Below are 12588 nucleotides of genomic sequence, written 5' to 3' on the forward strand. Positions count from 1 at the left end.
TCTAAAATTTCTACAATCTTGCCCCACCCGATTCCCCTCACACATGATTCAGCAGTTTCAGCTCAACAGGATGCGGATGGAGATACCATTGCTCCGCCAAGTACTTCTGTTCATACTTCCGGACATAGTGGTTCAGCAGGGTGATGGGCACAATCAATGGAACATGCCCGTTCTTGTACTGTTCGATAATCCCCAGAAGCTCCTGCTTTTCGTCCGGGGTGAGATCCCGTTTGAAATAGCCCATGATGTGCATGAGCACGTTGACGTTCTTTTTGACCGTTGTCTTGAGACTCAAGGCCCGCGTCAGCATGGTAAAATAGGTCTCGAACAATTCCTCTGTCTCCAGTTCCTTGCCCCCGGCAACCAGCCGCCCCATTTCCGAATATCCCTTGGGGTACTGGGACATGATCATGTATTTGTGGCGGGTATGGAAGTCCACCAGGTTGCCCATGGTTCTGCCCCTATCCAGCATGGTGCGCCACCGCTTCAGAACGAACAACCTGCGGACAAAATTTTCCCTGAGCCCGGAATCGTGCAGCCGGCCATTCTCTTCAACAGGCAGCAGGGGAAAACGGTCCATGAACATGCGGGCGAATATCCCCACCCCTTTGGACACGGGAACCCCCTTGTCGTTGTACACCTTGACCCGTTCCATGCCCGATGACGGCGATTTGGGCATGAAGATGAACCCGCACAGATCGAGGGTTGCCAACCGTTCCAACTCTTTCTTGCCCCAGGTTTGCATCCGCTCGGTATAGTCGATGTTCGTCTTCCTGGTCACCAGCCTGGGAATGCCGGGATCGTTGCCCACCAGCCGCAGGGCCTCGCGGGGGATGGGCATGCCGCAGCCCACCTCGGGACATACCGGAACATACTCCAGATAGGGGCCCAATACATCGGTCAAAAGACGGCTGTGCTTGTGCGAGCCGTCGTACCGGACAGACTCACCCATGAGACAGGCACTCACCCCGACCCTGATTTTTTCACCCATCATGCCCTCCTTCCGGACCTTTTGCAGAGATTTTTGTCTGGATATCCTGTTTATGTGCAAAAGGCCATGGGTTTATGACTCCGCGGGCTCTGTGAGGAGTCGGAACCTGGCACTTGCATTGGCCAACCACACCGGTTTTTCCGGATCCCCCATCCCGGTAACGCCGCGGGAGGGGGGACATGGTTGGCTATGGAACACCCCCCGGCACGGCCTTGATCCGAATCCATTCCATGCGGGTCAAAAGGATGAAAGCGTATTGACCCATCAGGTCCATGGGCGCTATGCTATGTCCACAATTCAATCCTACAACCCCGACCAATGCCCATGAAAAAAACATTTTTGATTGTTCTTGCAGCCCTTTTGGCCACAACATCCATCGTCCTTGCCGAACGGATCGGTTCCGTGGACACGGCCTTCAAATTCCTCGGCCCCGACGACAAGATCGTGGTCGAATCCTTTGACGATCCGGGAGTCGCCGGAGTGACCTGCTACCTGAGCCGGGCCAAGAAAGGCGGGGTTTCCGGAGCCCTCGGCATTGCCGAGGATACCTCCGACGCCTCCATTTCCTGCAGACAGACGGGAAAAATCGTTCTCCCGAAAAAAATCCGCACAGGTAGCAAAAAAGGACGCAAGGTTTTCAGAAAACGGACATCCATCCTGTTCAAGACCATGCAGGTGGTCCGTTTCTATGACCCAAAACGCAACGTCCTCGTCTATCTGACCTACAGTGACAAACTCATTGACGGCTCACCCAAGAACGCCGTTTCCTGCGTACCCATCCGCAATCGGGAATGGGAATAGTGGCCCTTCAACCCTTGTGACAAGGATCTCACCATGCATACCCCCTCCCCACGGTCTCTCTTTTTGTTCTGCCTGGGAATTCTTCTGACCATCTGTCCACAACCGGTTGGTGCCGAGCAACTTTTCACCAAGGGCACGGTCTATGTTCCCGTCTATTCAAATATCTACCACGGCCCCAAGGTCCGGCCTTTCGAGCTCATGTCCATATTGAGCATCAGAAACACCGACCCCAGGGGATCGATCCGCATCGTCCAGGCCAACTACCACGACAGCATGGGCAGATTGATCAAACGGCATGTGGGCAAACACCTGGTCCTTCCCCCCTTGGGATCGGCGGATTTCACGGTCCCGGAGAAGGACAAGACAGGGGGGACCGGGGCCAACTTCATCGTCAAGTGGGAATCTGACGAACCGGTCAACGGACCGATCATACAAGCCCTTATGGTCAGCACACGTTCTTCTCTTGGTATTTCCTTCATCTGCCCTGGAAAACGGATCCGGGTCCCCCAATAAGCGTGGAACGCTCAACCCGCCACGACCCGGTTTCTTCCGCTCTCCTTGGCCCGGTACATGAGTGCGTCGGCCCGGGTGAACAGGGTCTGGAAATCCATTCCCTGGTTTTCCCGATTTTTGGACGTCACTCCTACGCTGATGGAGAAGTGTATCACTTCCCCCTCACCCACAGTGACCCGTTCACATTCGACCGATTGCCGCAACCGCTCGGCCATGGCCACGGCCTGCTCTCTTCCCGTTTCCGGCAAAAGCACGGCAAACTCCTCTCCACCTACCCGCCCGAGGACATCCTGTTCTCGGCAGGCCCTCCGTACACACCGGGCCAGATTTCTCAATACCTGGTCCCCCTTTTCGTGGCCATAGGTGTCGTTGATCCTCTTGAAATGATCAATGTCAAAAAGGATCATGGATAAAGACCGTTCATACCGCCGGGACCGCTCGATTTCCTTTTCCACACAATCGACAAAATAGCGTCTATTGAATAGTCCCGTCAGCCCATCTGTGGTGGCCATGCGAAAAAGGCTCAACTCCGCCTGATGGCTCTTGTACCGTGCCAAGGTCCACATCCATGCCACGAGACCCAAACCGAAAAATATGGCCAGGCCCCCAAGAAGACCAATCAAGGTTTCCTCTCGGCCCAGAACATCAAGAGGAACCCTGGAGACAAGAATCCAATGTTCCGTTTCTTTGATCCGCGGATAAACGGTATCCGGCTCCCCTGTACCGGATGTCGGGGCCATGGTCGTAAAGGTGAACAGGTTGCTTCCATCGACGAATTGCTCTTTGGTCTTGTGCATTACGTGCTCCCACAAGACAGGAAAGCGATCGCGGACATGTCCAAAATTTCCCTTACCAAGGACAAACCCCCATTCATCTTCTGGCGAAGGCCCTATGAGCCAATATCCATCGGCATTTATCAAATAGATATCTCCATCAGTAGACCCGGCGATGCCCTTTACCATCTCGATTAGTTTCTTTCCTAGATAGTTGAGAACCACCACCCCCATCCGCTTGCCCTGCCGGTCATCCACAGGTGTCGAAAAACGGATCATCGGCTTGATCGGCCTCTCCACCCAACCATGCTCGATATTCAAATCGAACCGGGAGACGATGACATCTCCATATTCCGCCCCGATGGCCTTGGTAAAATAAGGACGGGAACTCTTGTCCTGAAGGTCCTTCCTGGCCACTACATAGGATGACATTTCCTCTTTCGACGCTGCATGAGTGTAACCACGGTTCACCCGTACGATCTCGCGCCCGTATTCATCCAGCAGCCGCACCTGGTCATAGGCATGCTTGGCCCGGCTCATAGCGACCAAGAATTCGGTGAATACCGTCCGGCCCACAATCTCGTCCAAAAAATGTGATCGGCCCGAACGTATGACATCGGCAACGAGCAATGCGTCTGAAGCATGGGCGACAAGATCTGTCTGGATGACCCGCCGCTCCTGCTCGATGAGATTACGTTCACGTAGCTTTATCCGCTCGGTACGCATGTATCTTAGGGAACCCAGCCCGACAACGACAAGGAGCATGGCAAAAAGCACGATTGGAATAAAACGGAGTAAAAAATCCCGGAATATATGGAACACACGGGGCTCCATCCTGGAGGTATCTTCGGTCTCACGCATTGACACGCCTTCCTATTTCTGGGATCAAATGGACCTGTTTGTAGGAGAATAGCCATTCCGGCAAAAAACGCTCCGCCTATATAGCATGCACAAAAAACCTCTGCATATCTTGTACGTCCCACCATCTACCCAGGAGGTAACTATGGAGATCACGGCCGAAAGACTGACTGCAAAACTCAAAGACATCCACCCTGAAATCAACAAATATGGCCTGGACATCGGGGTCCGTTTCGACGGGGACAAGCAGGCATGGATAGCCACATTCAGCAAAGGTGACCATACCCTTGAAACACATATGGAAGAAAAGGACGTACAGAGCTGTATGAACAACGTACAATGCGTCTATATCGGTGTCCAGCTCGGACAGTTCATTAGGAACTATTGCGAGGGTGGGGAGGAGTGCAAAATCTGACTCCCAGAGCCCCTCCTTGGTAACAGATAGCCTCCCCGGAAAAGACGAAAAGGGATGCCGGTACCGGCATCCCTTTTCGCGTCATGGGTAGGGCAAACCATGTTCACCCCTCGATCAGCTCAACATAATCCCGCATGATCACCTTGAGACCGAACCCTGGAAAATTGATCTTGTATTTGTCGGGCTGGATCCTCTCGACAATCTTGCCCCGGCCAAAAATCTTGTGCCTACATACGCCCCCCTCCTCCAGTGAACCGGCACCAGTCCCATTCTCTGCGCGTGTCTTTGGTGCAGGTGCAGAATGTTTCCGGCCCGTTTTGACTCCGCTCACTCCGCCGGCGTAGGTCTCTCTGAACTCGGCAACCAGATTCTTGGAAATATCTTCAAGAAAGGGGCAGGGCATAGCCGGCTCGTTGCTTTGATAATAGCGGTTGTATAGGGCGCTCGGCACGAACAGACCAAGATAGTCCCTGGCCCGGGTACAGGCCACATACAATAACCGCCGTTCCTCTTCAAACTCCTCGTCCGAATTCATGGCATGCTTGGAGGGAAACCGCTCCTCGACCAGATTGATAAGGATCACGGCCGACCATTCCAACCCCTTGGCCGAGTGGACCGTGGACAGGATGAGATGATCATGCTCGGTGTCGTCCTTGCCGAGCTGGTCCGGATTATCCAGGGTCAGATCCGCCAAGAAGGTCTCGATATCCTTGTACGGCGAGGCGATCTGGGCCAATTCGTCAAGCCCGGCAATCCGGCGTGGATAATCGTCGGGAAAATTGTGCTCAACCACGGGTTTGTAGTATTCGTATACGGTTTCCAGGGCGGACAACGGGGTTGGTGACCCCGCACGCAGGCTATCGAGGAGCTGCATGACCGTTCTGATAGGTGCGTTCTTCTTACAGGCCTTGTCGATGTTGCCCCGGTCCCCGGCAGCAAGGGCGTGGAACAACCGTTCACAGGTCTTGGGACCGACGCCCTTGATCCCGGAAAAGGCCCTTCTGAACGAAGGCAGATCCAGCGGATTTGCCACCAGTTTGATAAACGCCAGTGCGTCCTTGATATGGGCGGCGTCGGAGAATCTAAGGCCGCCATATTTCTGGAACCGGAGGCCAACCTTGTTCAGCTCCACTTCCAATGCATACGAGTGGTATCCGGCCCGGAACAAAACCGCTATCTCGTGCAGGGGGAATTGCTTTTCCAGCTCGAGGATCTTGGCAACGACCAGCCGGGCCTCGGTCGAATCGCTCAACGGTTTGACCATTTCAGGAAGCGTGGAATCCTCCCGTTCTGAAAAGAGCTTCTTGGCGTATTTTTCCCGGGAACCGGACAGGATGGCGTTGGTCAGGGAGAGGATGGGCTGGACTGACCGATAATTCTGTTCCAGCTTGATCACCGTCGTACCGGGAAAAACAGTGGGAAAATCGAAAATATTCTGGATGTTCGCCCCTCTGAAAGCATAAATGGACTGGGCGTCGTCCCCCACGGCCATGACATTGCCCCGGGTCCCGGCCAGAAGTTTGACCAATCGCGCCTGGACCCGATTGGTGTCCTGGTACTCGTCGACCATGATATACTGGAAGGTCTCGCGTTCCCGCTCGAGTATGTCGGCATGGGCGACCAACAAGTCCTCAAGGACAAAGAGGAGGTCATCGTAGTCAAAGACTTGGTATTCCTTTTTGAGTTCCTGATATCTCCGTCCCAAGCGTAGCAGGTCATCCCCGTAACCACCGAGATGACCGGCATCCTTGCGCAGGATATCCTCCAATGCCATTTCCTTGTTCCTGGCCTGGCTGAGCAACCCGATCACCGTGGATTTCTTGGGAAAGGAGCGATCCCCCTTGGCAATCTCGAGTTCGTCCTTGGCCTGTTTGACCAACCCTTCGGCGTCAGCACGGTCGAGCACGGTAAACCCGTTCTCGTAGCCCAGCAGGTGGGCATATTTGCGGAGCAGGAAAAATGCGAAACTGTGGAACGTCCCCCCGCGTACCGTATGCATGCCCATACCCAGCAGGTCCCCGGCCCGGGCCAACATCTCCTGGGAGGCCTTGCGGGTGAAGGTGAGCAAAAGGATGGAGGTGGGCGGGATACCCTGTTCCACCAGATAGGCAAGGCGGTAGACTATGGTTCGGGTCTTGCCGCTCCCGGCACCGGCAATGACCAGCAAGGGGCCTTCCGTGGAAGTGGCAGCCCGATACTGGGCGGGATTGAGTTCGTTCTTGTAATCAATGGGCATAGAAATTCCGTGGCATAATGCAGGAGTCGGCAATGGGGCTGCAGCCCCCCCTGAGGGTTTCAAAAAGGAATGAATCCCGGAACGGAAAAGGTCCTGAACCGGTAAAAAAAGAAACGTAGACGAGACAGGGTCGATGAGCAAGGTTGAAATCCCGTCCTGGAACCGGAATCTATCCGGGGACCACAAAGGAATCGCTCGGGCTGCTCTGCCGGACCGGCCGACAAAAAAAGACTCCACTTATGCCATGGTTTTTGTTAGACAATCCTTCATCACTTGCCTGCGTCCATCCTCCGGTGTCGGGACCGGGCAAAATCCACTGCGGGAGAGACCGGTTCGATGCGTCATCCCGACGCCGGCCGGGATCTTGAACGCCAAAAATATAGCCAAAACAGCAATACAACGCCAAAACCACGGAGATCCCGGATCAAGCACGTGAATGCCGCGTGTTGGTGCCAAAACACCCGGCTCGGATCCCCGGTTGTCCTTCATCCTCTATTGTCGCATATCCCCATGCCCCTCCCCATCGCCAACCACATCAATGAGTTGTTCACGGATATCCGCTCGCCCAAACTCCTTCCCGGCCTGATCCAGGGGTTCATCATCGGAGCCATTCTGGTCATCGTGGAAATATCCTTTGCCAGCGTGATCTTTTCCGGTCCGTTGTCCTCGTTTGCCACCCGGGCGGCGGGCATGTGCATCTTCGGGGCGGCCGCCATGAGCCTGGTCTCCGGCTTGTTCAGCCCATTCACCACCCTGGTCAGCCTGCCCCAGGATACCCCGGTGGCCATCCTCTCCCTGGCAGCCGGCTCCATCGCCGCAAGCCTGGCGGCCGCTTCTCCTGAAACGCGATTCGCAACGGTCACCGCCATGGTCATGGGTTCGGCCATGGCCACGGCCCTGTTTTTCTGGTGCATCGGACGGTTCAGGCTCTCGAACATCGCCCGGTTCCTGCCCTACCCGGTCATCGGGGGCTTTCTGGCCGGCAGTGGCGCGGCCCTCATGATCGGCAGTTTCGGGGTCATGACCGGGACATCCCTTTCCTGGTCCACGCTCCCCCAATACGTGACCCCGGATCTCTTCATGCATTGGGGACCGGGCGTGGCCTTTGCAGTGGTCGCCTTCTGTCTCATGCAGCGGACCCCTCATTTCCTGATTCTTCCAGGTTCCTTGCTCGTGGGGTTTGCGGCCTTTTTCCTTCTTGTAGGGATCAGCGATTTGACCATACTCGATCTCCGGGCCAAGGGGTGGCTACTGGCGACCATGCCCTCGGGGCAGATCTGGCCGGGATTCACATTGGAAACCGCCGGAAGCATCCATTGGCCGACCTTCATAGGCCAGATACCCGACATACTGACCGTGGCCCTGCTCGCCCTTGTGGGACTCATTTTGAACATGAACGGCATCGAGCTCGGTGCCCGGCAGGATATCGACCTGGACAAGGAATTGCGCGTGGAATCGGCCGGCAACCTCATCGCTTCACTGGGCGGGGGTTTTGCAGGATACGGAACCCTCTCGCTGAGCATGCTCGGTCCCCGGAGCAACACGGTCACCCGGATCATTCCCATCACCGCATCACTGGTATGCATGGGCGTACTTTTTTTCGGCGCCAGTGGTCTTTCCTTTCTTCCCAAACCGCTTTTGGGCGGTCTGCTCTTTCTGCTCGGCTCATTTTTTGTGGTAGAATGGCTCCTGTCTGGCTGGAAACGATTGACCCCGACGGACTATCTGATCGTCGTCGCCATCGTGGTCACCATCGTGGCCAAGGGTTTTCTCATCGGCGTATCGCTGGGGCTGGGGCTGACCATCATCATCTTCATGTTCCGGTTCACCCGTATTCCGGTCATCCGTGGAGAGCACACCCTGGCTAGCATCCGGAGTTCCACACAGCGTTCCGTTCCGGACCAGAGCATCCTCTCCCTCCATGGCCGGGATTGCCGGGTCTTCAAGCTGACAGGCTACCTTTTTTTCGGATCCACCTATTTTCTGGGCAAGCAGGTCAAGGAACTTTTGGAAGGGGACATTTTAACCAGACGGATCGTTATCGACCTGGAACGGATCCACGGTTTCGACATCTCCGCTGTTTCCACATTCCAACGCATGGGCCAACAATGTCTGGCCAAAAACACATATATCACCTTGGCCGCCCCACCCGAAAGGTTGGTAAGGCTCCTTGAAAAAAATGCATCTTCCGAAGTCATGCAACGATTCGTCTTCTGCGAAGATGTGGACTTGGCTTTAGAAAAGGCCGAGAATGAAATTTTACGTATCTATCACCAATATCTGGACGATACCCGGGAAGGCGGCAAGGCACGGGAAGAGCTCTTCCGTGCCGCAGCTGACGAACTGGACGATCACCTGGAACGGCAGGAACGGCTCGAAGAGATTCTGGAACGCATGGAAACATCTATCGAACGGCGCATGTTGACGGCAGACGAGGTCCTCGTCCATGAGGGCACCCCGTCCTCGCATGTTTTCTTTGTCCTCTGGGGGAGTGTCTCCCTGTTCGTGGATGACGAACAGGGCAATCCCCGCCGCATCGGGGTCCTGGGCCCGGGCCGGATCATCACCCCGCATGTGACGTGGAAATCCCGCCCGGCCGCATACACGGCCAGGGTCGAGCAACAAGCCATGGTGGCCGCCATATCCAGAGAAAATCTCACGGCATTGGAACACAGGGACCAAGAAACGGCCATGTTTTTCTACAAATTCATGGCCCGAACACTGACCAGGTCCCAATAAAAAAACGGGAGGGCCGGGGGACGGCAATTCCGCCCCCGGCCCTCCCGTTTCCAAGCCATATATTGATCAACAAATTCAGCAAATTGGAGTTTTTCAAAAAGGTAGGAAATAAGAGACCTTAATATTTGTTATCTGCAATTTCTTAAATCTCTCAACCCGCCACAATCTCTTGCCCCTCTAAAATCTATTAACTTTCTAAAATTTATTACATTCCTAAAATTTCCAAAATTTCGGCCATTTTTATTTTCAGGCATATGAGGAGGAGCCCCATGCATCCCCGCAGGGTCACGCCTCCGGCACAGGTCCCGCCCCGAGAACGACGTAGAAGGTCTCGATCAGCGTCTCGACATGCAGGCAGGTCCATGCGGGCACATCCTCGGGCGGCAAGAAACGCGGGTCACCAACCTCCAGATCGATCCCCTTTCTGCCCATTTCTTCGCATATGATCAGGTTCAGATTGCAGAACAGTCTGGCAACTTCCTTTTTAAACGGTTCCCGGGTGGGGATCATGGTGGTCGGCTGCTTGCTGTAGGCAATCTGGTAGGCCAACACATCGGAAAGATACACCCCCAGATAATAGATCCGATCGGGAGCTACGAGGGTCATGAAAAAAACATGATCAAAATTCCCGGTAGGCAAGATGTTGGTAACCTGCCGGACATGCGCAGCGTACCCCAGCCGGTAGAGATATTCCCTGGTCATCTCGTAGGCACAGCAAAAGACATGACGACCATCCAGGCTTTCCAGTATGGCACGCAAAGAGGATTCGTTCTGTTGGATCTTCCGATTGAACAGATTGAGCTGCCTATTTAACTCCTTGATATCAAGATACTGCCTCCTGGTCAGTGCTTCTCCCAAAAAAACATGGTTTTGTCCTTGAGATGCCAAAAGATCTCTTACCTGGCCATCGGACAAGTACCCCCTGGCCGTGGCAAGTTCCCCGAATTTTTCATGGGAATGCTGCTGCTCGCGGACAATATCCAGTACCTGTTCCCTGGTCAGAAATCCCTTGTTCAGGGCAAGAGAACCGAGCAACGAGTTGTTTTCCTTCTGAAAAGAGATGGCCTCGTCGAGCTGTTCCTGGGAAACCAACCCATGGTCGAGGAGAAATTGTCCAAAAAAGGTGGCGTTCATAACGTATCGCCTCTTGGCTGTTGCTCCTGGGAAAAATGATCGAACCCCTGTAATAATACTTCTTGCCCATTCAAGCTATACTTCCCGGCAACGACGGTCCCCAGCTTCCAGGCATCCGGAAGACTTTGCACAAGCACATTCCAGAATCCAGGTTCTATCGCCGCGAGCAAAGCATAATCTTCCCCACCTTTAAGGCAAAAACGTGCCGGATTCAAGCCGTTGTTCGTACAAAATCGTTTGACCCCATCATGGATCAAATCCGGTCCAATAAACAGGTCGGCCCCCTGTCCAGGAACAAGAAACCTGGGCAGATCCTGGTCCAGCCCATCGGATACGTCCATGGCTCCTCGGACTCCGGGCAGACGGGACAAAATGCGCCCATGATCCACCAACGGATCAGGCCGCAGATGGTGGCCCAAACATTCCACAAAACCGCCCGGAGCATCCCCTTGCTCGAGAACACACAGCCCTGTTCTGGCCATTCCGATCCTGCCGATGACAAATAATGTATCCCCAACCCGCGTCTGACAGCGTTTAAGAACCTTTCCGGCGGGTGCCCCCCAGGCGGTGATCCCAACCGAGATCTTGTCCCCGTCACTCAAATCGCCGCCCGTCAATGCAATATCGTACTTCCCTGCCAATCCCGCCATCCCTTGAAAAAAACCTTCCCAGAACGAAACCGGAACCCCCCGGGGTGCCACCAAGGCCAGACTGAACCCCAGAGGAACGGCTCCCATGGAAGCCAGATCACTCAGGTTCACGGCCAGGGATTTGTGCCCGATATCCTGGGGAGAAAAATAGGATCTCCTAAAATGGACATCCTCGACAAAAAGATCCGTGGTGACGCACAGGGAATCAGGACAGGAAAAAACAGCGCAGTCATCACCCCGGCCAAGAGAAAGGCGGTCGTTAGGAAAATAGCGATCGATCAGGGTAATAAAATCCTGTTCACTGTGGAGCAAGGCATCGTTCATAGATTATCTTTAGTTTCAGTTCCTGGTGCACCGGCTCCGCTCGCGCGAGCGCACTCGGCACAGTCGTTCAGTAAACCCGCCATCGTCCACAAAGGACGTTGAAAGCGCATGTATCTGCCGGTCCAGCAGATACCCGGCAACCGTGGCCGGGGTCAGTGCGGCATTGGCCGACAACCCGGCGTAGAGAGTGGACAGAGTAGAGGCAGTGGACGCAGTCGATGCACCGCCGCAAGGCTTTACCCGCCATTGCCATGCAGGCTCTTCGCCCCCCCCACTTTGTCACTGCCCAAAATCTCCCGGGAAGCTCCCCTTATCCAGTCTGCCACCCCGTCAACGCTCCTCGGCCGGGCATCCACAAGCCGTTGCCGCAACGGGCTCCGCCGATCCCTGCAGCCCAACCGATTCTGGCGCAAAAGATCCTCGTAGTCGAGCTTCAATTCCTCCAGGCTCGCCCGAGCCACCGGGGCCAGCTTGGGTTCCATTTTCCTGGAGGTCCCCGGAGCTTCCGACCCCTCGGCAATATTCTGTACCCCGGACCGGGCCGCCTGAACCATCTGATCCCTGGTGCGACTAAACCGGTCCACATACCGCTCGCAAAGCCGAACCCTCACGTCGTACACCACCGGGGCCGCCTGAAAACTACGCATCTCCCGGCACCCACCATCCTTGGGAATCAAAGGCTCAGAGCTCATGGCAATTCCTTTAAAGCTGTTTCCATCGACAAACCGTTCCCTTCCAGCCGTTAGTCCTCCCTACGTCCATTTTGTCCACAACGTCCACTCTGTCCATCGCAATCGGTAATTGCCCCCAACCGGAACAGGCTTGAGCGTTGCACGGCCCACTCAATCCGTTGACTACGTTCATGGTCAATATTTCCGAAAGCATCCTGCCCAATCAAAAATCATGGGCGAGAGGGTACAGGTGATGGGCAAGAAACGAGAAACGGGTGGTAAACCGGATCAGCTTGGCTTTTATCGCATCGGTATGGATGCAATAGCAGAGGGGTTTATCGGCTGGTGGAGCTTCCTTTGCTGAGCAATCCGGATTTGGTGGCCATTGCCTTGCGATGCACCAGGGCTGTCATCTGTCTTGTTTCAGCCTTGCACTATCATGGGATCAGGACGCAGATTCCTCATCAACATTAAACCCGTCCC

The 12588-nt window shown here is 54.9% G+C and carries 12 protein-coding genes; 5 read left to right on the top strand and 7 right to left on the bottom strand.

Annotated elements, in window-relative coordinates:
* Positions 1–37: 37 nt before the first annotated feature.
* Positions 38–991: a YbgA family protein gene (locus ACY692_RS12500; protein WP_462325706.1), complete on the bottom strand. Its 954-nt coding sequence runs from the start codon at positions 989–991 to the stop codon at positions 38–40.
* A gap of 324 nt (positions 992–1315) precedes the next feature.
* Here ACY692_RS12500 and ACY692_RS12505 point away from each other — a divergent pair, with 324 nt between their 5' ends.
* A complete protein-coding gene (locus ACY692_RS12505; protein ID WP_462325707.1) occupies positions 1316–1792 on the top strand; it encodes a CreA family protein in 477 nt (158 codons plus the stop codon).
* Between the two features lie 33 nt (positions 1793–1825).
* Positions 1826–2305 (top strand): DUF3124 domain-containing protein, encoded by a 480-nt coding sequence (locus tag ACY692_RS12510; RefSeq protein ID WP_462325708.1) that lies wholly within the window; start codon positions 1826–1828, stop codon positions 2303–2305.
* Positions 2306–2316: 11 nt separating this feature from the next.
* Here the strand turns inward: ACY692_RS12510 and ACY692_RS12515 are convergent, their stop codons facing one another.
* On the bottom strand, positions 2317–3939 hold the full coding sequence (locus ACY692_RS12515; RefSeq protein ID WP_462325709.1) for a sensor domain-containing diguanylate cyclase: 1623 nt from the start codon (positions 3937–3939) through the stop codon (positions 2317–2319).
* Between the two features lie 142 nt (positions 3940–4081).
* On the opposite strand from ACY692_RS12515, the gene ACY692_RS12520 reads away from it, so the two are divergent.
* Positions 4082–4351 carry a hypothetical protein gene (locus ACY692_RS12520; RefSeq protein ID WP_462325710.1) on the top strand — a complete coding sequence of 90 codons (270 nt, stop codon included), beginning with the start codon at positions 4082–4084 and terminating at the stop codon, positions 4349–4351.
* A gap of 103 nt (positions 4352–4454) precedes the next feature.
* On the opposite strand, the gene ACY692_RS12525 is transcribed toward ACY692_RS12520, so the two are convergent.
* The gene (locus ACY692_RS12525) at positions 4455–6587 is read right to left on the bottom strand and encodes an ATP-dependent helicase (RefSeq protein ID WP_462325711.1); all 2133 of its coding nucleotides are present in this window, start codon (positions 6585–6587) and stop codon (positions 4455–4457) included.
* Positions 6588–7097: 510 nt separating this feature from the next.
* On the opposite strand from ACY692_RS12525, the gene ACY692_RS12530 reads away from it, so the two are divergent.
* On the top strand, positions 7098–9326 hold the full coding sequence (locus ACY692_RS12530; protein WP_462325712.1) for a SulP family inorganic anion transporter: 2229 nt from the start codon (positions 7098–7100) through the stop codon (positions 9324–9326).
* Between the two features lie 285 nt (positions 9327–9611).
* On the opposite strand, the gene ACY692_RS12535 is transcribed toward ACY692_RS12530, so the two are convergent.
* From ACY692_RS12535 to ACY692_RS12550, 4 genes are all read right to left on the bottom strand, one after another.
* Positions 9612–10460, bottom strand: a complete 849-nt coding sequence (locus ACY692_RS12535; protein ID WP_462325713.1) for a hypothetical protein — start codon at positions 10458–10460, stop codon at positions 9612–9614.
* Entirely contained in the window at positions 10457–11434 is a 978-nt protein-coding gene (thiL, locus tag ACY692_RS12540; RefSeq protein ID WP_462325714.1) for a thiamine-phosphate kinase, read from the bottom strand. Before thiL ends, ACY692_RS12535 begins: the two co-directional genes overlap by 4 nt.
* Before the next feature lie 15 nt (positions 11435–11449).
* Positions 11450–11608: a four helix bundle suffix domain-containing protein gene (locus ACY692_RS12545; RefSeq protein ID WP_462325715.1), complete on the bottom strand. Its 159-nt coding sequence runs from the start codon at positions 11606–11608 to the stop codon at positions 11450–11452.
* Between the two features lie 62 nt (positions 11609–11670).
* The gene (locus tag ACY692_RS12550; protein WP_462325716.1) at positions 11671–12126 is read right to left on the bottom strand and encodes a four helix bundle protein; all 456 of its coding nucleotides are present in this window, start codon (positions 12124–12126) and stop codon (positions 11671–11673) included.
* Positions 12127–12256: 130 nt separating this feature from the next.
* Here ACY692_RS12550 and ACY692_RS12555 point away from each other — a divergent pair, with 130 nt between their 5' ends.
* A complete protein-coding gene (locus ACY692_RS12555) occupies positions 12257–12469 on the top strand; it encodes a hypothetical protein (protein ID WP_462325717.1) in 213 nt (70 codons plus the stop codon).
* Positions 12470–12588: the final 119 nt, after the last annotated feature.

This window comes from Desulfoplanes sp., assembly GCF_054921335.1.